18 protein-coding genes are annotated in these 22,635 nt (G+C 53.0%); 6 read left to right on the top strand and 12 right to left on the bottom strand.

Translation table 11 applies throughout. The features are described 5' to 3' along the window. The first annotated feature begins 178 nt into the window (after positions 1 to 178). Positions 179 to 1,879, top strand: a complete 1,701-nt coding sequence (locus J2I46_RS13430) for a glycoside hydrolase family 10-like protein (protein WP_207329544.1) — start codon at positions 179 to 181, stop codon at positions 1,877 to 1,879. Positions 1,880 to 1,985: 106 nt separating this feature from the next. On the opposite strand, the gene J2I46_RS13425 is transcribed toward J2I46_RS13430, so the two are convergent. Then, on the bottom strand, positions 1,986 to 3,218 hold the full coding sequence (locus J2I46_RS13425) for a 4-hydroxy-3-methylbut-2-enyl diphosphate reductase (RefSeq protein ID WP_207329543.1): 1,233 nt from the start codon (positions 3,216 to 3,218) through the stop codon (positions 1,986 to 1,988). A 222-nt stretch (positions 3,219 to 3,440) separates the two neighbouring features. On the opposite strand from J2I46_RS13425, the gene J2I46_RS13420 reads away from it, so the two are divergent. Together J2I46_RS13420 and J2I46_RS13415 are read left to right on the top strand one after the other, a co-directional pair. Continuing rightward, on the top strand, positions 3,441 to 4,922 hold the full coding sequence (locus tag J2I46_RS13420) for a M28 family peptidase (protein WP_207329542.1): 1,482 nt from the start codon (positions 3,441 to 3,443) through the stop codon (positions 4,920 to 4,922). Positions 4,923 to 5,302: 380 nt separating this feature from the next. After that, complete coding sequence (locus J2I46_RS13415) at positions 5,303 to 6,364, top strand: App1 family protein phosphatidate phosphatase (RefSeq protein WP_207329541.1); 1,062 nt, start codon at positions 5,303 to 5,305, stop codon at positions 6,362 to 6,364. Between the two features lie 5 nt (positions 6,365 to 6,369). Here the strand turns inward: J2I46_RS13415 and J2I46_RS13410 are convergent, their stop codons facing one another. Beyond that, positions 6,370 to 7,314, bottom strand: coding sequence for a hypothetical protein (locus tag J2I46_RS13410; RefSeq protein WP_207329540.1), 945 nt, complete (start codon positions 7,312 to 7,314; stop codon positions 6,370 to 6,372). A gap of 71 nt (positions 7,315 to 7,385) precedes the next feature. Next, positions 7,386 to 7,673 carry a hypothetical protein gene (locus J2I46_RS13405; protein ID WP_207329539.1) on the bottom strand — a complete coding sequence of 96 codons (288 nt, stop codon included), beginning with the start codon at positions 7,671 to 7,673 and terminating at the stop codon, positions 7,386 to 7,388. Between the two features lie 120 nt (positions 7,674 to 7,793). Between J2I46_RS13405 and arfB the strand changes: the two genes are divergently transcribed. After that, on the top strand, positions 7,794 to 8,195 hold the full coding sequence (gene arfB / locus J2I46_RS13400) for an alternative ribosome rescue aminoacyl-tRNA hydrolase ArfB (protein WP_207329538.1): 402 nt from the start codon (positions 7,794 to 7,796) through the stop codon (positions 8,193 to 8,195). A gap of 92 nt (positions 8,196 to 8,287) precedes the next feature. On the opposite strand, the gene J2I46_RS13395 is transcribed toward arfB, so the two are convergent. From J2I46_RS13395 to J2I46_RS13380, 4 genes are all read right to left on the bottom strand, one after another. Further along, on the bottom strand, positions 8,288 to 9,208 hold the full coding sequence (locus J2I46_RS13395) for a rhomboid family protein (protein ID WP_207329537.1): 921 nt from the start codon (positions 9,206 to 9,208) through the stop codon (positions 8,288 to 8,290). A gap of 93 nt (positions 9,209 to 9,301) precedes the next feature. Beyond that, a complete protein-coding gene (locus J2I46_RS13390; RefSeq protein ID WP_207329536.1) occupies positions 9,302 to 10,090 on the bottom strand; it encodes a rhomboid family intramembrane serine protease in 789 nt (262 codons plus the stop codon). A 92-nt stretch (positions 10,091 to 10,182) separates the two neighbouring features. Beyond that, positions 10,183 to 12,360: a DNA mismatch repair endonuclease MutL gene (gene mutL, locus J2I46_RS13385; protein WP_207329535.1), complete on the bottom strand. Its 2,178-nt coding sequence runs from the start codon at positions 12,358 to 12,360 to the stop codon at positions 10,183 to 10,185. A 41-nt stretch (positions 12,361 to 12,401) separates the two neighbouring features. Next, positions 12,402 to 13,220 carry an enoyl-CoA hydratase-related protein gene (locus J2I46_RS13380; RefSeq protein ID WP_207329534.1) on the bottom strand — a complete coding sequence of 273 codons (819 nt, stop codon included), beginning with the start codon at positions 13,218 to 13,220 and terminating at the stop codon, positions 12,402 to 12,404. A gap of 83 nt (positions 13,221 to 13,303) precedes the next feature. On the opposite strand from J2I46_RS13380, the gene J2I46_RS13375 reads away from it, so the two are divergent. After that, positions 13,304 to 13,603 (top strand): TIGR03643 family protein, encoded by a 300-nt coding sequence (locus J2I46_RS13375; protein ID WP_207329533.1) that lies wholly within the window; start codon positions 13,304 to 13,306, stop codon positions 13,601 to 13,603. 177 nt (positions 13,604 to 13,780) lie between these two features. Further along, on the top strand, positions 13,781 to 14,242 hold the full coding sequence (locus tag J2I46_RS13370) for an Lrp/AsnC family transcriptional regulator (protein ID WP_207329532.1): 462 nt from the start codon (positions 13,781 to 13,783) through the stop codon (positions 14,240 to 14,242). A 90-nt stretch (positions 14,243 to 14,332) separates the two neighbouring features. On the opposite strand, the gene J2I46_RS13365 is transcribed toward J2I46_RS13370, so the two are convergent. The 5 genes from J2I46_RS13365 to pseI all read right to left on the bottom strand — a co-directional run bounded on the left by J2I46_RS13365 (position 14,333) and on the right by pseI (position 22,633). Then, positions 14,333 to 16,894 carry a TonB-dependent receptor gene (locus J2I46_RS13365; RefSeq protein ID WP_207329531.1) on the bottom strand — a complete coding sequence of 854 codons (2,562 nt, stop codon included), beginning with the start codon at positions 16,892 to 16,894 and terminating at the stop codon, positions 14,333 to 14,335. A 129-nt stretch (positions 16,895 to 17,023) separates the two neighbouring features. Further along, positions 17,024 to 18,790, bottom strand: coding sequence for an L-lactate permease (locus J2I46_RS13360; protein WP_207329530.1), 1,767 nt, complete (start codon positions 18,788 to 18,790; stop codon positions 17,024 to 17,026). Positions 18,791 to 18,856: 66 nt separating this feature from the next. Then, positions 18,857 to 21,040, bottom strand: a complete 2,184-nt coding sequence (locus J2I46_RS13355; RefSeq protein ID WP_207329529.1) for an alpha-amylase family protein — start codon at positions 21,038 to 21,040, stop codon at positions 18,857 to 18,859. Positions 21,041 to 21,167: 127 nt separating this feature from the next. Then, positions 21,168 to 21,473 (bottom strand): hypothetical protein, encoded by a 306-nt coding sequence (locus tag J2I46_RS13350; RefSeq protein WP_207329528.1) that lies wholly within the window; start codon positions 21,471 to 21,473, stop codon positions 21,168 to 21,170. A 104-nt stretch (positions 21,474 to 21,577) separates the two neighbouring features. After that, entirely contained in the window at positions 21,578 to 22,633 is a 1,056-nt protein-coding gene (gene pseI, locus J2I46_RS13345; protein ID WP_207329527.1) for a pseudaminic acid synthase, read from the bottom strand. Positions 22,634 to 22,635: the final 2 nt, after the last annotated feature.

Raw genomic sequence — 22,635 nt, 5'->3', positions numbered from 1 at the left:
CCGGGGCACTGTTACCTCAGTGTTACGTGAAGGTTACGGGTACATTATGATTAAACCAACGTACCTGCAAACCTGTCTAACCTATAAATAACTGACAATCAAGGCTATTTAATTTTCTCCGCAACAACATTTCGTCATCTAGTATCTTAGCCATAGAATCGACTGTATACACTCTGTTATGCGTACCGTTTATAGTATAGGGCTACTGCTCCTCCTTGTTTTTGGTTTACTACGCTGCCATCGGGCCACCAAGTCAACTGGCTCGGCGAGAGTCGTTGTTAGTACCCCGTCGGCTCCTACAGTTGTTTCACCACCAACACCAACGACCATTGCAGTTGCCAAGATTCCACCCCGCCCGGTGCCGGTTTTCGATACGCTACTGCTCGAACCACCGCTCGATGCCGGCGCGGCTGCCCCGATCAAACGTGAGTTCCGGGCTGTCTGGATCGCCACGGTCGATAACATCGACTGGCCCAGTAAAAAAGGGCTGCCCGTTGTTGATCAACAGCGCGAGTTTATGGAACTGCTGGACATGAGTCAGCAGACCGGGCTGAATGCCGTAGTTGTTCAGGTACGTGCTGCCGCCGATGCGTTCTACGCCAAAAGCGCCGAACCCTGGTCTGAATGGCTGACCGGCCAACAGGGCCTGGCCCCCGACCCCTTCTATGACCCAATGGAATTCATGATTCGCGAGGCCCGCTCCCGCAACCTGGAATTCCATGCCTGGCTAAATCTTGACCGGGCCACATTCAGCAAAACGGCCAGCGTTGCCCCTACCAACATCAGTTACCAGCGCCCCGGCTGGATGGTGGAGTATGGTGGCCGCAAGTTGTTCAATCTTGGCTTACCCGAAGTACGGGCTTACGTGGCAGGAACGGTAGCGAATATTGTCCGCAACTACGACGTTGACGGCATTCACTTCGACGATTATTTCTATCCGTTCGGCGCGGTGGGCCAATCATTTGCTGATGGTGCTGCTTTTCAGGCCTATAATACCGACGGCCTGAAGATAGATGACTGGCGGCGGCAGAACATCGATAAACTGATTCGGCAGATCGGCGATTCCATTCATGCGGTGAAACCCTGGGTGAAGTTTGGTATCAGCCCGTTCGGCATCTGGAAAAATCAGAAGAGTGACCCCGATGGGTCGGTCACGTTTGGCGGGCAGGCTTACTACGATCTGTACGCCGACATCCGGCGGTGGGCGCGCGAAGACTGGATCGATTATATGGTGCCGCAGATTTATTTCTCAACGCGCTTCGACCGGGCCAATTACAAAACGCTGGTCGACTGGTGGGTGAAGAACCGGGGCAACCATCACCTGTATATTGGGCAAGGCGCTTACCGGCTGGGCAAGAACACCAAAACGGATACCGGCTGGGGTGAAGCCAGCCAATTGGCCGATCAGATGCGGCACAACCGCCAGTATGCCGACGTGACGGGTAGCGTTTTCTTCAGTGCCAAATCGTTAAAAACCAACATGGCGAATAGCCGCGATTCGCTGCGGCTGAACTTTTACCAACATCCGGCGCTCATTCCAACCATGCCCTGGCTCGATGCCATTCCACCTGGCCAACCGCAGAACCTGAAAGCGGCCCCGGCTGTAGATGGCGTTGAACTGTTCTGGCAGGAACCCACCCAGGCCAATGAACTCGATCGGGTACGTTGTTACGTTATTTACCGTACCGATGGCATTCGCCTTCCCCGTACTACCGACCCGCGCCGTATTCTGACCATCTGCCGCCCCGAAGAAGGAACCCGCCTCGTTGACCGCACCGCCGATCCGAAGAAAAAATACACGTACGTAATCACCGCCATGGACCGCCTGCACAACGAAAGCAACGGCAGCACGCTTGTATATAAAGGAGGGTTTAACTAAAGAAGTCGATAGTCAATAGTCGTAAGTCGATAGTGGCGCTGCTATATCCCAGTCCGGTGATATTGCAGCGCCACTATCGACTTACGACTATTGACTATCGACTTCTTTAGTTAAACTCCGCCATCACCTCTTCCACTGATTTTGCATCAGGGAACGCAGCAACAAGCCGGTTTAGCACGCCTTCAACAACGGCGTCGGGGCAGGACGCGCCACAGGTCAGCAAAATGGTAACGGGGCGGCTTCGGGGCATATAATCCTCAGTGACCAACTCCTGTTTCGTATGCAGGTTATAATGACTGATCAACTTACCTGACAGAATCTTCCGGTCTGACTCGATGAAATAGGTAGGTAGTTTCTCTTCACACAGTTCAACAATGTGCTGCGTATTCGACGAGTTATAGCCACCCGCCACTACGGCAAAATCGGCTGGGTACGTTAGCAGCGCGTAAGTAGCGTCCTGGTTGTCGTTGGTCGCGTAGCAGAGCGTGTCGCGGGTGTTGGCAAAATGCTCTTCCACCATCGCCGATCCCTCTTCCAAGCCGTATTGGCGAATCATCACCTGCTTCAGGTAATCGGCAATGCCCTGGGTGTCAGACGCCAGCATGGTTGTCTGGTTCACCACCCCAATCCGACGCAGGTCGCGGGTGGGATCAAATCCAACGGAATATTGTCCGGCAAACTCGGTAAAGAACTCAGCAGCGGGCTGCTCGCCGGTCATGTATAAGGCCAGTCGCTGCGCCTGCTTCATGTCGTTGATTACCACTGTTGGCGCGCCTTCTTTGCTGTGCGAAAACGTGGCACGGGTTTCTTCGTGGGTTGGCTTACCATGCACAATGACGGTGTACGCCTTCTGCCCAATCTGGCTGGCTTTATTCCACACCTTCTCCACAAACGGGCAAGTTGTATCGTAGGTTGCCACATCGAGGCCAATAGCGGCTAGTTCGCGTTGTGTTTCCAGCGTTGTACCAAAGGCAGGAATGATCACCACATCGGCGGGCGTCAGTTCACTGAACGGAATCAGCGGACGGCCCAGCGTATCGAGCAGGAAACGAACACCCCGACTTTGCAGATCGGCGTTCACGTCGGGGTTGTGAATCATCTCGCTCAACAGGAAAATGCGCTTGTCGGGGTTCTCCGCAATGGCTCGGTAGGCAATCTCGATGGCGTTTTCAACGCCGTAGCAGAAACCAAAATGGCGGGCTATCAGGAACCGTACAGGCCCAAAATCGAGCGTAGTGGGCGTAAAGTCACGCTTTAGCTTATCTTTCCGCCGCCGATACTCCTTCAATGGGGTAATGATTGTACTTCGGTAGTAGGCGGGAATATCGAATGATTTCATATACTTTGACGGATGGCTGCCTGATTTGTAAACCAATGACCAGCAACGCAAAGGTACAAGCTAGCCGTCTATACGAAGAACAATCCCCTTTTAGGCTTTGTTCGTAGGTACGTTACCTCTAAATAAAGCAGTGCGGGTGAAACTATCCGGCTAGTTGTTCGTCCATAAAATGAGACCCGATTTTCGTATATTTAACTCATAACCAGTTAGGCCCCTGTCTTGATGAGACAACTCTTTACGTTCTTTATTCTATCGGTTGGCACGCTGACCGTAACCGCGTTTACCGAACCCCTGAAACCGTCGCTGGACAAAGTATTCGGGCGGATCAACCAGGAAGTTCTTCAGCATAGTCGGGCCTACGAAACGCTCTCTGACGCCTCGCAGCGGATCGGTCACCGGCTGACAGGCAGCCCGAACGGGGCCAGAGCCGAAGAATACGCTTTCAACCTATTGCGCCAGTACGGATTTAAAGATGTTCGGTACGAAAGTTTCGAAGTGGAATCCTGGATGCGTGATACCTGCACGCTCGCCATTGTTCCTAACAAGTCAGACAATTTCCGGCAGATCAACGTGGTATCGCTGGCTCACTCGCCGGTTGACGCTCACGTTCGCGGCGAGATAATTGACGTGGGTAACGGCCTGGAGGGCGATTTCGCTGCCGTAAAAGATCAGGTAAAAGGCAAGATCGTCCTGGTTAATATTGGTTTATCTACACCAACCAAGGGCGCCCGGAACCTGCATCGCTCAGAAAAAACGGCGCTGGCCATTCAACACGGTGCCGCCGGGGTAATCATGGTGAATCTGGTACCCGGTAACGTGTTACTGACCGGCACCGCTTCCGTTACCGGCAAGCTGATTCCGATTCCATCGGTTTGTATTGCCTACGAAAGTGGCGTAGCCCTGCGGAAATGGATGACTGAAGAGCACACTGATCACCTTCACGCCATGATCGACATGACAAACTTCAGTAAGAAGATCAAAGCGCGTAACGTAGTGGCAACCCTGCCCGGCTCGAAACTCCCTGACGAAAAGATCGTGATCGGCGGTCACCTCGATTCGTGGGATCTGGCAACAGGTGCCATCGACAACGGTATTGGATCGTTCTCGGTTATGGACATTGCCCGTACGTTTAAAACGCTGAAGCTGAAGCCACGCCGCACGGTTGAGTTTGTGCTGTTCATGGGCGAAGAGCAGGGGCTGCTGGGGTCACGCGCCATGACCGAATCATATAAACGATCAGGTCAGTTGGATCAGGTACGTTATATGATGAACCTAGACATGACCAACAACCCCGTTGGGATCAACGCCTTTGGTCGCGACGATATGATGCCGCTCCTGAAATCGATTGGCGATATCATTCAGCAAACGGATGCTGGCTTTACCAACACGCAGGAAAACCGGGCGGGCCTACACTCTGACCATCAGCCCTTTATGATTGAAGGTGTTCCTATCGTGGGCATGAACGGCAATCTGGCCCGCGAAGTCCTCGATTGCTACCACGCCAACTGCGACCGGATTAACCTCGTCAATAAAGACCAGTTGAAGAACACTGTCCGGTATAGTGCCATGGTATTGTACGCCCTTGCCGACGCCGAGGAATTACCGGCCCGCCGTTTCGACGATACCAAGACCCGCGACTATCTCATTGCACAGGGCCTGCGGACTCCGTTGCAAATTGCCAACGAGTGGCGCTGGAAAGACTAGGTGACTGATTTTGGTTCAGCGCTGTAGATGCAGCTTTACAAGCCCGAACTGTAAAAAAGATAAACATTCGATGGTGTAAATAATTAATGAGGCTAATTAGTTACCGCAGGGTGTGGTGAGCAGTCTAAAAGCTACCGTTCACAAAATATTTTATCCGTTAACATACCCACACACCCCACACTAAGTAATACTACTTAACTTTACCATCATCACACAAACGAATATGCTTCAGGCTTTGAAACGAATGACATATAGTATTCGATACCTTATCTGGTTGGCCCTCACCGACCCGCTTAGCTCAGGTCAGTAATATTGGTGTCAATAAAAAATTCCCGCTAACTCAGCGGGAATTTTTAGTTTAGATCGGGTTATATGTGTCAATGAAACCATATCAGATCATTTATTTCCGGGGGTTTGGCTCACCCCACGCCGTTTGGATAACAGGCCGTGTTTTAAAGCAGAATGAACTTGCTTCACCCGTTGACAGGGCACCTTTCTGGGAAAATTTATCGGCTACTGTCAGTCGATTCCTGACCAGCGAAGTGGGCGGAATCACCGTTCGGATCGAGACCTTCGGGCAGGTTTTCCGTACAGTAACAGATAAAGACGGGTTCTTTTCCATCACAATCGATCCGAATATCGACCTACCCGCCAGCCGGGCCTGGTTTCCGGTCAGGTACGTTCTTGAAGGCGTAGAACAGCCCGAAGGATTCGATGGCCCGTCGGGGTCGGGTACACGGGAGGTTGTGAAAGACGGTCAACTGATGATTGCCCCCGCCTATAGCCAGTTCGGCGTTATTTCCGACATTGATGACACCGTTTTGGTAACCGGTGCCACCAATATTTGGCAAACCCTAAAGCTGACGTTTCTGGAAAATGCCTTCACCCGGTTGCCTTTCGCCGGCGTTTCCGCATTTTACCGGGCGTTGCAGAGTGGGGCGGTCACCACTCTGTTCAATCCTATTTATTTCGTTTCCAGCAGCCCCTGGAACATTTACGACCTACTGATCGATTTCTTCCGAATTCAGGGAATTCCCAAAGGGCCGTTGTTGCTGCGTAATCTGGAGTTGAATGCCGATCTGTTATCGTCGCAAAGTCACCATACCCATAAGCGGACAATGATCGACAAGATTCTGGCGGTAAACCCCGATTTGCCCTTTGTGCTTCTGGGCGACAGCGGGCAACAGGACCCGGAGATCTACGCCGATGTAATTCAGGCGAATCCGGGGCGGATCAAGGCGACATACATCCGAGACGTATCGCCCGAGGACAGGCGCGACGAAGATGTCAGGAAATTGATTCAGGTAGCCGCCACCTACAGCGTGCCCATGTTGCTGGTACCCGACACAGTAGCTGCTGCTGAACATGCCGCCAGTATCGGCCTGATCGACCCTGATACATTGCCTGAGATCAGAGCCGACAGGCAGGCTGATAAATCATAACGTACCTACCGGATAAGCCAGGTGAGACTTAGATCGGCGTAATAAATCGGGTTGGTTGGCATGTCTTCATCAGCATAGATTTTAACCGGCTTAACCAAGTGGTTAGTTAAGCCAAGCCGGAAACCGGTGAAGGTAGCACGAACAGGCACCGATAAGTCTATGGCCATTAGGCCAAACGCATCGGTACTGGCCTCTGCCGCCGTGGTGGTTACCGTGGTTGCGCCGTTCTTTTTAGCCTGCAACCGCTGCTGTATGCGCAACAAACGACGCTCAGCAGCAGTGGTTGCAGCGGTTACTGATGTAGTGGCGGTAATGGCTGGTTGCAGCAGATTATAAGCCGACGTTTCTGTACCGAAAATTGCTGTCAAGGCAGGAATACAGCTGATCCGTTTAAGCCCAACCGACGACTCACCCATCTTTTTCGACGCGAAAGCTGATAAAGAAAACCGAACCCGATGGGCGGTGGCATTACCGAACATCAGGTAGTAGTCGGTGTTGACCGAAAAAACCGGGCTGATCAGGTAGTTCATCGACAGATTGCCACTATATGGCAACAGATTCTGCTGACTGGCTTTACTCAAAAACGTTCGGCTCAGTTCGCCCGATAGCGTAACGCGACTACTCACGATTCCCAGATACCCTGCCGACAAAGCCGTCAGTTCGTAGTGGGGCAGGCTCTGGCTGAAATAATAGCCCGACACGTCAGCGTAAAAGCCAGATTTTGCGTAGTAGGTGATACTGGGCGTACTCATCCACTCACGAACGCCAAACTCCCTTCCCGAAAAAACCGCCCGACTGGTGTAGTTCACCCGCACGTTAATTTCTGCCCGGGTTGCCGAACCCGAAGCGGGCGCACTGGGCTGGAGGGAATCAGCCGGAAAAGGGGAAGCCCAACTTACGGTGCTCAACAAGACGACCAATAGACTCAGTAAGCGTATACGATTTCCCATAGAAAACGGTTAAACCACTAGCGCCCAGCCTATTGGCCGGGCGCTGGTGCTATTGATGCTGACCTGATCGATTAGCCGTTCTTTTTAGCCTGGTGCCGTTCACGCTGCGCCTGAAGCCGCTCTTTCACTTTTTCGCGCTGATCGGGCGTCATGTTGGCCATTTTCTCTTTCAACTTTTCGCGCTGCGATTCTTTGAATGCTTTACGCTCTTCAGGACTCATAGCAGCTAACTTTGCTTTCATCTCTTCCCGACGTGCTACGCGCTCCTCCTTCGACAGGTGAGGCTTTTCAGTTTGCGCAAATGCACCAGCTGAAATGAATACGGCAATGATCGATGCGGCTAAAAAACGCGTTCTCATGGTAGTAGTTGATTAATGGTTTGTATAGTGCAACAAGGTTCAGGTATTTATACGCAAGTAATAAAATCTCAAGGTATTATTCGCTTTTTCAACAGCCATTTAACGGGAAATCAACAATCTATGGATCCTTCCTCTCTCCACCCCGATCTCAGCTTTCAGTTTGCCCGTAGTGGTGGTGCAGGCGGTCAGAACGTCAATAAAGTGGCCACCAAAGCAGAATTGCGCTTCTCCGTGCGCGATTCCGGACTACTTACTGATGAACAACGTACCCAGCTCCTCGAAAAACTGGCTAACAAACTAACCAACGAAGGCGAACTGGTGCTCACTCATCAGACAGAACGTACCCAGTTGGCCAACAAAGAAAAAGTCATCAGGAAATTTGACCGGCTCATCGCGAAAGCATTTGAAATTCAGAAACCACGAAAAGCCAGCAAGCCCTCAAAAGCGGCCGTTGCGGAACGGCTGGATCAAAAAAAACGCCGCGCCGATATAAAATCAGCGCGGCGCAAAGTTGATGAATAGGGAAGGATAGGTTATACGTTTCAAGTGCTTCGCTGACCATCTATATGGTAAACTAGCGAAGCACTTAAAACTTGGAACATGAAACTAATTGCTTATCCTTTCTGACTAGCCCGGAACAGCTTTTGTTTCTCCTCACGGGTAAGGCTTTCGTATCCCGAGCGCCCGATCTTGTCCAGAATTGCATCTACTTCGTCCTGGTCGGGCATAGACGATGCCGAGCTGGTACTGCCAACCGACACATACGCACTGGCAGCCGTTTGTGCACTACGCTGCCGCTGCGACACTTTTACGGGTGGCTTGGCCCGGAACAGGTTGCTCCAGCGGTCCATCAGCCAATAGATAGGCCGACCCATGTCGCTGCCAGCCTGTAGTAATTTGATATAGCTGAAACCTATCAGAGCACCTCCCAAGTGCGCCAGATTTCCGCCTGCGTTACTACCTACCGAGTTGAAGAAGGATAGTACAACAAAGAAGAGCACAATATATTTGATGCGTACCGGCCCAATAAATAGCAGGTGAAACGTATAATTAGGCAGTAGCGTAGCCGCACCAACCGCTACGGAAAGTGCCGCACCCGATGCACCCAGCAACGACTGACCACCAATCTGCGTACTGAAATACGGAATCAGGTTGTAACTGGCAAAGTAGCAGAGGCCACCACCCAGCGCACCCAGAATGTACAATCCAACCAACCGGCGGCTACCCAGATATTCTTCGATGAGGCGACCAAACCAGTACAGAAAGATCATGTTCCAGAGAATATGGAACGGATCGGCATGGGTAAATGCATACGTCAGCACTGTCCACGGCTTTTTGAGTAAAGCCATAGGGGCCCACGGCATCATCAGCTGGTCGAGCACCCATTGATATGCCTCTGCGTGACCGGTAATACGCGTAATTACCAATACAACTATGACGGTCAGAAACAGGACCGTATTGATCAAAATCAACTGCACCAGCGTATTGTTGGGCTTGTTGAATTCGGACTTAAAATCGTCTAGTAGTCCGCTCATTGTACACGTGATTAATCGATGTGAGATTCAGAGATAGGGCGTGGGGCCATTCCGACCGGCCAGCAACACACTCTTACTGTCTTACTTCTTTTTTTAGTAAAATGTTTTTCGTTGAGACTCCCAATACTTGATAATGATATACGCAAATAGCATTCCACCAATGTGAGCGAAGTGCGCAACGTTATCAGACTGCGCCCGGTAGATACCGGAGTATACTTCCCAGATCGCATAGGCACCTACGAGGTACTTCGCTTTGATCGGAAAGGGTATAAACAGCATGAACAGCTCCGTATTGGGGAACAATAGGCCAAACGCCATAATAATCCCAAAAATTGCCCCGGAGGCCCCCACCATCGGTGTACCGACCAGCTCGCTAACGTACCCGGCGATGTATCGAACACCCTGCTCAATATACGTCGGATTCGTGGGTGCTTCGTCAAACTTTTGAATAAAAGGCTCTAACGGGTCATATATTGAGGGAGCGTACTGATTGATGAACCCCAAAAACTCACCGTTGGTTGGATTGGCCTTATACGCATTGAAACCATCGACCAGCGCCGCCGTTTCGTAGTAGTTCACGCCGAGGTATAGCGCCGCCGCCCCAAGGCCCGTAAGTAGATAAAACGTAAAAAAACGCCGTGGTCCCCAGAACTGCTCCAGTAAAGGCCCGAAGATGATTAGCCCCAGCATGTTGCTAAACAAGTGCCCGAAACCAGCGTGCATGAACAGGTGCGTAATGATCTGGATCGGACTAAACTGATCAGACAGTACGGAGTGTAAAGCAAACCGATCAACGGTTGCTGCACCCAGCGAAGACGTCAAGAAATAGACACCAACGTTAAGAATCAGCAGTATGCGTACCGTAGGCGTAATATTAAACATTCGAAATATTGTTTGTCTATACAATCTGTCTTTCTGTAGAGTCTCCGCGTTTAACGGCCGACAAGCAGGTTCTGACAGACAACTCGTTTAGTTCAACCCTTAAGCAGCCCAGACAGTTTATCGAGCGACAATAAAGACATGATTGATTCGCCGCCGGGTGTGTAACTCGGATTGACCGACGCAAATAATTGATCAACCAGGGCTCTGCGCTCGGTTTGGCTCAATGGTTTCTGATGCCGGGCCGACGATCGCTTCGCCAATGACCGGGCCAGCGCCTCCGATCGGTCTAACTTCATACGGCCGGTATCTTCCCGAAGTTGCGCCAACAGGTTGGCAAATAATTCTTCTTCGCGCTCATCGGCCGTTTGGGCAGGCACCCCCCGGATCACAAACGTATGCGCGCCAAGTTCATCAAACTGAAAACCAACACTTTCCAGCTCCGTACGCAGGTCAAGCGCCAGTTGGTAATCAACCGCCGAAACCGTTACTGTTTTCGGGAACAGCAATTGCTGTGATGCCCCGTTATGCTTGGTCAGCGCCGCATGGAACTGATCGTACAGAATCCGTTCATAAGCCGCCCGTTGATCGATCAGCAATAGCCCCGACTTCACGGTGGTAAGCAGATACCGGTTTTTCACCTGAATCACGGCCATTTCCAGTTCGTCGGTTAGCCGCTCGGTTGTGCCGGAAATCTTGTTGGCCCGGCTCCCCATCGTTACGGGGGCGTCAGACGCGTACTGCGCCGGGCTACTGCCAGCCGACTGCACCAGCAACGTACCCAGCGAGGGCACATCGGCTGGCGCGTCAGTGCCAGGTACGTCGGCAGTGGTGCGCTCATCTGCATTAGCAGACGGGTTTACGGCCGATGTTCGGTTAGGATGGGCTTGGTTCGCCGGATCAGCAGGCGTATCGGAGCGGACCGGCAACCGGCCGGGCATACTATCGAGCCAGTTTGCCTCTTCACCTGCTGGTTTCGAACTGGCTGGCTGTTCGCTTTTTCGAGCCTCGAAAAGAGCCTGCCAGTTCTGCGGTGTTGCCTTTTTAGGGGCTTCATGATGCGCCGGAACCGGTGGCCGGTTATCAGCACTACGGTCGGCAGATGGCGAAGGCGTTTTAGACCATGACGGTGTAACTGGCCGGGCGTTCGACAATGCATCGCCGCTACCTGAACCTGACCGCGCACCGGAGGCAAAGTGCTTACCAATGGCATCGCTCCCGCCATTACTTCCCCGCCCCGCCAGGAAATTGACATCGAGTTCAAAATCGAGCGAGGGCGACAGGTTATACACACCGATTGCTTTTCGAACGGCAGCCATCACAATGGCGTAAATCGACCGTTCATCGTCGAACTTGATCTCCGTCTTGGTAGGGTGAATATTGATGTCGATGTGCGACGGGTCGATCTCGATAAAGAGCACATAGAACGGATGGTGTCCATCGGGAATAGTGCCTTCATAGGCCCCAACCACGGCATGGTGCAGGTAGCTATGCTTGATGTAGCGATTGTTGACGAAGAAGTACTGCTCATTCCGCGTCTTCCTGGCCGATTCAGGCTTACCAATGTAGCCGTGCACCGACACATAAGGCGTTTCTTCATCGCAGGCCGCCAGTTGTTCCCGGTAGCCTTTCCCGAACATATCAACGATCCGGCGGCTAAGTTTACCCGCCACCAGATTAAACACTTCCTGGTCGTTATGGAACAGCGAGAAAGCCACTTCCGGGTTCGCCAGCGCTACCCGCTGAAACTCATCAATAATGTGGCGCATCTCCACTGAATTCGATTTCAGGAAGTTGCGTCGTGCAGGTACATTAAAAAACAGGTTTTTTACCAGCAGATTCGTACCCGGCAGGCAGGAAACAGACTCCTGCGCTTTAATATCGGAGCCCTCGATTCGTACCAGCGTACCCAGTTCATCATCCGCACGGCGGGTACGCATTTCTACCTGCGCTACGGCCGCAATAGACGCCAGTGCCTCGCCCCGAAACCCCATTGTACGGATCTTGAACAGATCGTCTGACGTACGGATCTTAGAGGTGGCATGTCGCTCAAAGCTCATCCGGGCGTCGGTTTCGGTCATGCCTTTACCGTCGTCGATCACCTGTACCAGCGTTCGGCCGGCATCGCGCACAACGAGTTGCACCGACCTGGCCCCTGCATCAACGGCATTCTCCAGTAGCTCTTTCACCACCGAAGCCGGACGCTGTACGACCTCGCCAGCTGCAATCTGGTTGGCAATCGAATCGGGCAAAAGCTGGATGATATTCTGCATAAAAAGGTAACAGGCAAACCGCAAAAATAGTCTCCCGAATCTTACTGATTCTGCCAGTTTGGTGAACGTTTTTCCAGGAAAGCGGCCATCCCTTCACGTGCATCGGCCGTCTGTTGAATCCTGATGAACTGGTCGTACAAAAAGGTCTGCTGTTCACTGGCAGGCAGTCTTTTCAGTTGCTGATAAGCCGATAAGCCGAATCGCAATGCCGTTGGCGAAACCTGCTTCAGTTCATCAACCAGTTCAGCCACTACCGCCGCCAGCTTATCCGCGGCCACCACCTGCGTTACCAGTCCGGCAGTCATTGCCTCATCAGCAGTCAGGGTCTTTCCGCGCAGGCACAGATCGAGTGCTTTTCGGGCGGGCATCAGATCGAGCAGTACAGCCAGTACCTGAAAGGGAAACAGGCCCCGCTTCACTTCGGGCAGCGAAAACGTGGCGTCGTCAGCCGCAACAGCGTAGGTAGCACCACCAACCAGCAAAAAGCCACCTGCATAAACTGGCCCCTGAATCTGCGCGATGCAGGGCTTATGCAGTCCCGCCATTAGTTCGGCTATCCGAATGGGGCCGTCGGGTTCAGGTACGTTCAGGGGCTCAACCACTCCCGAGGTAATCGCCTTCAAATCCATACCAGCGCAAAACACATTACCGGTTGCCGCCAGCACCACCAGCCAGACATCGGGCGTATGATGAGCATAGGCCAGGGCAAAGGCCAGTTCAGCCAGCAGCGATTGGTTCAACGCGTTTTTCTTCTCCGGCCGGTTCAGCGTTATGGTCAGCACATGATCGGCCTGATCAATGAGCAGGTAACGCAGCGGGCGGGTCAGCAGATCGGCGGTTTGCGTAGCAGAATAGTGCATAGGGTCGTAGGGGCTAAGTCGTGAGTCTGGACGGAGGTGTGTTTACCCACAACTCTACGGCCATAATCTTGGTTTGTCAGTGTATGAACACAAATCAACCTACCCTTTCGCAAGTTGATCTCGACCGTGTGGTTGAAATGGCCTGGGAAGATCGCACGCCTTTCGATGCAATCGAGACTCAATTTGGTTTGAGCGAACAGCAGGTGATCGAGATAATGCGCCACGAAATGAAAGCCTCTTCATTCAAAATGTGGCGGGCCCGCGTGCAGGGCCGCAAGACGAAACATGCCGCCAAATCACCTGCTTTCGAGGAAGGAAGCGACCCGCGTTTCCGGTCGAAAAGCCAGCGGAGTATCACGCTCAACAAGTTATCGAAGCGATAATTCATTGAAAAAATTAGACAATTCTATCCCCAATAATCTGCTGCTAATTTGCCATTAACCAAATTTTTATTTTCTAATAATGCATAAAAGCGGCACGATTTTAGAATAAGTTCGTTTACGTCCGTAGCTTTGTACGACCAAAAACGTAAACTTTCTTTAAGACAAACCCTGTCGCTGATGAAACTCGACCAGATCGACCGCAAGGTTCTAGATATTCTTCAATCGAACGCTAAGATCACCAATGCGCAACTCTCTAAAGAGATTGGTCTCTCCCCCGCACCTACGCTCGAACGCGTTAAGAAACTAGAAACGTCGGGCATTATTCAAAGCTACCACGCTCAACTTGATCGTGAGAAAGTGGGCCTCGGCGTTACCACCTTCGTCATGGTCAATCTGGTAGGCCACAAGAAAATGGTTACCGACTCCTTTGTCGCACGGGTGAACGAAATTCCCGAAATCATCGAGTGCCACCACATCACAGGTTCCGGCGATTTTCTGCTGAAAGTGATTTCGCACGATATTGCCTCCTACCAGAAACTGATGCTTGAAATCATCAACGAAATCGAAGAGGTAGCCAGCACGCAATCGATGGTAATCCTGTCGACCTTCAAGGAAAGCAAAGTAATGCCAATTCCGTGATCAGTTAACAGTGATCAGCTATGCATGAACAATGGCTCTGCCGCAGCACGTATTAAGCTGTAGCAGAGCCATTTTCATAAACTCACAAGCTTATTCCAGAACGGTCAGCACCACGGTGGCATAGTAAAACCCACCAACGGATGGGCCTGCTGTGAACGTAGTGTAAGGGCGATTCAGCAGGTTGGTACCACCGAGTTTGACCGACAGATTGGGTTTGGGCAACACATAGCTAACCTGCGCGTCGAAGGTGTTAATGGCCGGTACAAGGCCCGTTGCCAATGATGATTGCCACAGGAACGAACTCTGGTATTTGTAGTTGACCGAGAAACCCAGACTACGCCACACCGCCGGATTGCCAACGCCTACGTTGGTGATCCATTTTGGCGTGTTAAACGCTTCTTCCAGCCCGTCGCCCTGATCGGTGTGGTCGAGGCGGGCGAAGGAGGCGTTACCGGAAAAGACCCAGTTACGCCCCGCCGAATAACGCGCCCCGATGCTGGAGCCGTAATTGTACACCCGCGTCTTCGAGTTGGTCCAGAGGCGGTAGCGGTCCTGCTTATTGCGGTCGGCCAGGTACGTCGGAATCGAGTCGGCGATGGAGCTTCTGGGTACGTTGGCTTCTACCTGCGCAATGAAATTGTTGTACACGTTGTAGTAGACATCAACGTCGATATAGAGACGATTAGCAAAATACAACCCCCTGTAGCCCAGTTCAATACTGTTCACCTGTTCGGGTTGCAGGTACGTGTAGGTGTTGGGTTTCAGCAAGCCTTTATTCTTCTCGATAGCCTGGTTGGTCGTCAGTTTATTGGTATTCACATCCGTATTGATGGCCGCCTGAAACGCATCGATGGAGGTCCGCAGGTACGAACTCTCAAAAATGCCCTGCGACATAACTTTCAACCCGCCTACCCGCTTTACACCACCTGAGTTCACATTGGAAAAGGCTTCGAACAACGACGGAAAGCGGTAGCCGGTTTGGTAGGATACCCGGAAATTGTGCTGCTCAACCGGCGAATACACGGCCGAGATCCGCGGATTTAGCCGGGCCTCGAAATAGCGGTTTTTATCGACCCGCAACGAGCCGGTCAACTTGAGCTTATCTCCGATGAACGAGCGTGACGCCTGCACGAAACCACCGGTTTTGTAGTAGATCAGGTTTTGGTCAGAGCCATCGGGATTGATGAAGTAGTTGCCATCCGGAAAAACGACATACTGCCGGTAATCAAGGCCAGCCAGGATATTGATGCCTGTTTTTTGCCGGAAACCCGACCAGAACGACTGCGTTGGTTCTAGCTGCCCTTCGGCATGGTACATCCACGACTGCACCCGCAGGGCCGCGCCGATGTCCCAGTTGTTAATATCGCGCAGTTTGGCCACCTGCGTGTTAAAGGCTTCAGAACCGGGCTGTGGCCGCCCCTGATCGGCAGTGGCGCGGGCAGCTTGCAACGCACCGGTAACGGGTTGCCCCGCCTGCGTGCTGGCTACAAATTGATTCGAAAAATCAGTAAACCATTGATTATCTGACTTGAACGACTTGTCAATGTTTTCGGCCATCGACCGGATGTTGTATGAATCGCCCGTGTTTTCGTGGGTTCGATAGGCGCGAATATGCAGCGACGGCGACTCAAGTGTCAGGCCGTGCTGATCGAGGCGGTAATTGTCGAGCCGGAAGCGATTGGTGCGCTGGTAGACGTTATCGAGCGTGGCGGCTTTGTAGTTGTACGAAATGGTCAGGTTGGCTTTGGGCCGCCAGAAAATGGCCGCATCGCCGCGCAGGTTGTTCAGCGTCAGGTCAGTTGTCTGGAACTCGGTGTAGCCCGTTCGTGACACCACATACCGCCGGCCAGCCAGTGTCAATGTGCGCCGGTTTGCCGATTCGTCGCCGTAGTTATTAACCTGATCACGACCGGGGTTGTCTACGCCCGTTAAACCAACCGACATGTTAGCGTTGGGATTCAGATCCGTGTTGTCGTTGGCGATCCAGTCATAGCCGCGCTGGTAGGTTAGGTTCACTTTCACGGCAAACTGCGTTCCGAACGAATGTGCGTACCGAAAGGCCGTTTCACTATACGCTTTTGCCGACGTCAGGCCATCATTGGTGTGGTTGACGCCCGTTTTCTGACTAAAGCTCAGCCCCTGCGACGTAAACGGGTCTTTGGTAAGTAGCTGCACGAGCCCGTTCAATGCATTCAGTCCGTATAAAGCCGACGACGTACCCGGCACAACCTCGACCCGCTGAATGTCCAGATCCGATGGGGCCAGGGCGTTGGCAATGGGAGCGCCAATGTGTGGTGCCTGATTGTCTATCCCATCGACCAATTGCACAAACCGGACGTTAGTTGGGTTAGCGAAGCCACGTGTATTATACACTTTGAAACCCAGGCTCGAGGTAAGCAATTGCACGCCTTTCAGGTTTTCAATGGCCTCATAATACGATGGTTGCGCCGACAGTCTAATCTGTCGAGCATCAAGCAATTCAATACTCACCGGCGATTTAAGCAGACTTTCCGGCAGTCTGGAAGCCGTGATAACCAGAGCGTTGAGCTGAATTTTACGTAGCGTATCCCCAGAAAACGTTGCTGAATTGATTGGTATTTGCGCCAGAGCGAACTGGCCCGTTAAAAGGAAAAGAACGAAAAGTTGTTTCATAAGAGAGCGTTATTCCCGGCCAAATATAACGTACCGTTCTATTCAGACGAAAACAACGAACACGTGTTCCGGAAATATTAGGCAGCGGGGTAGCTAACACTCACCAGTTGCCACGTTACCGATCCCAGATCAAGCCTGTGTAGACGTCTGCTGACGGGTCTTCGGTGCCAGTAGAATACCGATGACTAATAGGGCGAGGAAAATACCGAGCGCAACCAGGTACGTATAACCCATTGTCAAATTTGGAAGGTTGACTGATTTTGTGTTGCTGGCTCTGTCGTAGGCAGGGATCACCCACTTGATCATGTACGCCTGCGCCAGAGTGATGAAGCAGATCACAACCAGCATGATAAAACTGTGCTTCACCGTGAACCGGAACAGTTGCGACTCCTGACCAACCAGATTACCGGCGGCAGCCGCCACCGCGATCGACTGCGGCGAAATCATTTTTCCCACAACCCCACCCGACACGTTGGCCGCCACCGTCACCACCGGATCAACGCCAATCGACTGTGCTGTGGCGTACTGCAACTTACTGAACAGGGCATTGGCCGACGTGTCTGAGCCCGTTATGAACACACCCAGCCAGCCTAATACGGGCGCAAAAAACGGAAACAGGACACCCGTACTGGCCAGTACCGCCGCCAGCGTCAGTGTTATGCCCGAATCATTAACGATGTAAGCGAATCCCAGCACGGCGGCTACGGTCAGGATCGGGAATTTTAACTGGTTCAACGTTTCCCCAAATACCCTGGCTCCTTCGCGGTAGGTCAGGCCAACGAGCGGAATGGCGATCAGTGCCGCTAGTAAGATGGCCGTTCCGGCAGCGGAGAGGTAGTTCACCTTAAAAATTTTGGCCAGTGGTTTCCCTTCACCACCCATGATGGCGTTATGTAATCCGGGAAATTCGAACTGCACCATCCCGACCGAATTCAGCACGTCTTTGATGGGTTGTAGCCCCCAGGCAATGATGATGGTTGTCAGGACGATAAACGGCGACCAGGCCCGAATGACCTGTCCGGTGGTGTAGCGTATGTCGGTGTTGAAGGTGGCGGCGGGTTCGCTGGCAAATCGCCAGATATTTTTTGGCTTCCAGAAACGCAGGAGCACCATCAGGCACACGATTGACCCCAGTCCGGCGATCACGTCGGGCAGAGAGGGCCCCAGAAAATTAGACGACGCGTATTGCAGCAGTGCAAACGATAACCCCGACACCAGTACCGCCGGACTTACCTCCCACGCCTTTCGAACGCCCGCAATGATGCTAACCAGATAAAACGGCAACAGTACTGACAGCAGTGGCAATGTGCGGCCCACCATCTGCGAAATCGGCATTTCGGGAATGCCCGACACCTGCGACGCCACCGTAATGGGAATGCCAATGGAGCCGAATGCGACCGGAGCCGTATTGGCAATCAGGCAAATTCCCGACGCATAGAGCGGGTTGAAACCTAGCCCGACCAGCATAGCCGCCGTAATGGCAACGGGCGCGCCAAAACCGGCCGTTCCTTCCAGAAAGGAGCCAAACGAAAAGGCGATGAGCAATGCCTGCAACCGACGGTCGGACGTGATCGAGGCCATGACGTGTTTGATGATCTCGAACTGCCCGCTTTTCACGGTGAGGTTAAACAGAAAAACGGCCATGATTACCAGCCAGCAGATCGGGAACAGGCCATACAATGCGCCATGCACCGCCGACAATACCGCCAGTTTCACCGGCATGCCATACACGGTAATGGCAATTAGCATGGCAATGCCCATAGCGATCAGGCTGGCCTGGTAGCCTTTCATTCGTCGGATAATCAGCGCCCAGAAAATGAACAGAATCGGCACCAACGCCACCAGTACGGATAGTGTGAGGTTGTTAAACGGATCAATGACTTGTTTCCAGATCATAAAGGAGTTTACAGTTTACTGTTTGCTGTTTACAGTTGCTTCGCGCGAAGCCATACACTACAGCACCTACACCAAATCCAAAGCGACGATTTCGTGGTCGAGGATGCTGGGTACGTTCACGGCTACCAGCCCATTTTTTACATCGAAAGCTGGTTTCTGGCCACTCATAAGCAGGGTAACGCCTCTCACGTGCGCACCGGCCGGAACCCGGACAGTCACCTGAGCTGCCACCGGAATCAGTTCGCGGAAAGGCCCTTTCATCATCATCGGGTTGGTCAGGTTGACCAGATGCACCGTCATCGACTTTGCCTGCCGCCATACGGTAACGTCGACCACGCCCGGCCCCGTCACGGCCACAACCGGTTCTTCATCGAGCGCCCATTGAATGACGTTTCGCAACAACTGGCCGTGATCGGTATTCAGCAATTGCCAGAAAGACCGGTCCAGATCACCAGGAATATAGGCAACGCGGCCCTTGCCAGCCTGCCGCAGGTATAGCTCCCGCGTGTCGGTTTCGGCCACGCGTGGATACACATCTTCCATAGGCAGATCCGGGTACGTTGGAATCAGCGTAACGGGGCTGGGGAACGTACCTGTGGGCTTCACATCGACTTTGTAAACAGCGTTGATGATGCGCGGCGTATCGACCAGCCCATTCAGAATCTGGCTGGTCTGGCTGTCTTTGGCGTCGTGCCGCAAGTGCAGGTAGCTATTCCGCATGGGGCCTTCTACCTGCCCGGCATACGAAACGCCAAACAGACCAGCCAACCCGAAGTTAGGCCGTGGATTACCTTCTTCGTCATACAGCGAGGTTTCGAAAGTGGCTACCAAACTGCCGCCCAGATCGACAAAGGCTTGCAACTGCTTACACTGCGCATCAGACAGTGCGGCAATGTTGGGCAGAATCAGAAGTTTGAATCGACTCAGGTCGTCGGGCGTGAGCAGCCGGTCATTTACCATATCGAACGGAATCCGGCCTTCTACGAGGGCGTGGTAGATGCCATCCACATGGTCGCCACTTTTCTGTTGCCAGGGTTTACCGCCGTAGTTTCGGTCGGTTTGCTCGGAGTACACCACACCCACGCGAGCCATCGACGCGGTGTTTCGCAGGTACGTTTCGTTGCGGTGATAACCGTCGTACAGCTTCGCTACGGCCTCCATCCAGCGTTTATCGTAAATGTCGCCACCGAATTTCACGAAGCAGGGCCGCATGCCATTGGCGGTTCCTTCGGCCACCCAAATCCGAATCTCAGCGTCGCTCTGTACCGAATCTTTCCAGCGAAATTCTTCTTCGATGCCCACGCTGAAAATACCGATCAGCGGCTTCATGCCTAAGGTCGACCGCAGTTCTTTCGCGCCTTTTCCATTAGCCCAGGGCGCCATCAGACCGCGCCGGGCCTGCTGATCGGCAAAGAACAGATCGGCTTCGCGACCTGTCACGATCTTGTCGGGAAAGCCGTTCGGGATGAAGCGGGACGTTGGTTTTTGCTTACGGATTTCCGAATCCCAAAGGGCCCATACACTCCGTAATCGGTTCATGCGCCAGTCGGTCCATTTCCGATACGTAGGGTCGAGCCGGTCAATCTTTTGGGGCAGCGCCAGGCCCGTAGCCGTGTTGAAATTGCGGGTGCAGTGTTCGCAGTAACAGATGTCGTGGCCCGCCCAGCGGTTCGAGAAAATGCCTTCGGGCTGGTAGCGCTCCATGATTTCCCGATTTACCTGGGTCATGAAATCGGCATTGTACGGCCCCAGCGCGCAGGTTACCCACAATGCCGGATTGGCCCAGTGCCGCCGCTTTTGCCCCTCGGCCGTAACGGCGATCCAGTCGGGATGGGCATCGTACACATTCTGCCGGGCTGCGTGCGGATCGGTACGGAGCATGATCTTCATGCCCAGCTTTTTACAACCCTCAACCAGGTAGCCCAGCGTGTCGGCGTTGCCCAGGAAATCGCTTCGGTGATGCAGCGGAATGGCGGTTGGGTAAAACGCAACAACGCCCCCGGCACTCAAAAGTGCTCCGTCGGCGTGAATACGCTTGAAATAAGCCAGCCAGAAATCGGGATCGTAATGCCCGGGATCGCGTTCAACGAACGCTAATTGCGCCCACCGCATCGGCCCGTCGAGCCAGTAAGGGGCTGCCGGGACCGTGTGGTTGATAGAGGAATGGGATGTAGCCAACGCCGACGGGCCAGCCAGCGTAAAGGCGCTGCCAATCAGTCCGGTAGTCTTAACAAAGGCTCTTCGTTGCATGAAGCCAGGATAGGTAGAGGAACGTACCTGACCAAGCTATTTGTCGCTGATTTTTACCCGTTTGTAAATGGAAATCGGCTTTGTCCCTGCCGGGGAGCAAAGCCGATTTCAACAATTCCGTATCACGTTACTTTTCGTGATCGGGCAGGATATCGTCAGTATCGTCGAAGAGTTTTTCGTCGTCCTCATCAATGATCTCATCGTCAGCCTCTGCGTCAGACGCTTCACCTTTGAGCGTTTTCAGATCGTCGCGATGGCGCAGTTTCTTATCATCGACCGTCCGGTTCAGGAACTGGTTGATCTTGTCGATCTCGAAACTGGTGACGATTTCGCCAAACGAGTTGATCTCGATGTTGAATCCTTCGAGTTCTTTATGCACCCGTGGCTTTTCCTGCTCGTCGGGGTTTGCGGGGGTCGGTTTCTTCTTTGCCAATGTCTTGTGATTTATGTGGGTTCGCTAGACCGCTCCCGTCGTCGGGATGACAAATAACGTTAAAGCCATTTATCCGTCAACTCATCAGAGCGGCAACATGTTTGTTAGTTCATCAACTCCCACGATAGCGCGGTGCCAGCGGCGATGGACTGCGATGCGGTTTTGGTCAATACGTCGTCGTAATGGCGGGTGTGCAGGCCGTTGGCCGGGCGGATGCTCCGCACGTTTTCCGGCGTGAACGCTTCGCCGGCCGCCATGTCGCGCACCACGTAGAGCGACCGTTTGAACTGAAGGCTTTTCTGTTCTTTCGGCGTCGGAATGTAGCTGATCTGTCCCATGGCCAGAAATGCCCGTTCGGTTTCCACCACCAGACTTTGCAGTTCTTCAGGTTCCAGCGAGAAGGCCGAATCGACGCCGCCATCGGCTCGTCGGAGCGTGAAATGTTTTTCGATCACTACTGCCCCCAGTGCCGTTGCTGCTACCGACGCGCCGATGCCCATCGTGTGGTCAGACAGGCCCACGGGTACGTTGAACAGCTGGCTCATGTGCGGAATCGTGCGCAGGTTCGTGCTTTCGGGAGTGGCCGGGTACGTGCTCGTGCATTTAAGCAGGATCAGTTCCGTGCAGCCATGATCGCGCAATACCTTCACCGACTCGGCAATGTCGGCCACCGTAGCCACCCCCGTGCTCATGATCACGGGTTTACCCGTGCTGGCCACTTTTTTTAGCAGGATATGATCGGTGTTTTCAAACGACGCAATTTTGTAAATGGGTACGTTCAGCGACTCCAGAAAATCAACGGCTGTGGTATCAAACGGTGAGCTGAAGGCCACCATGCCGTGCTGTTTGGCCCGCTCGAAAATGGATCCGTGCCACTCCCAGGGCGTATAAGCGTCCTGATACAGTTTGTACAGATTCTTATCGGCCCAGAGCGACTGATTATCGCGGATAAAAAACTCGTCGGACTGCCCGTTAAACGTAATCGTGTCGGGCGTGTAGGTCTGAAGTTTCAGGGCGTGTGCCCCCGCCGCCGCCGCCGCGTCGACAAGTTCCAGCGCCCGATCGAGCGACTGGTTATGGTTTCCCGACATTTCGGCAATCACAAACGGCCGGTGCTGTTGGGAGATCGTATAATTGGCAACCTGGATGGGTTGAAACATGC

It is taken from the genome of Fibrella forsythiae (genome assembly GCF_017353175.1).
GTDB classification, from domain to species: Bacteria; Bacteroidota; Bacteroidia; order Cytophagales; family Spirosomataceae; genus Fibrella; species Fibrella forsythiae.
The sequence above is the reverse complement of the archived record's forward strand: the minus strand, read 5'-3'. Positions and strand labels throughout refer to the sequence as shown.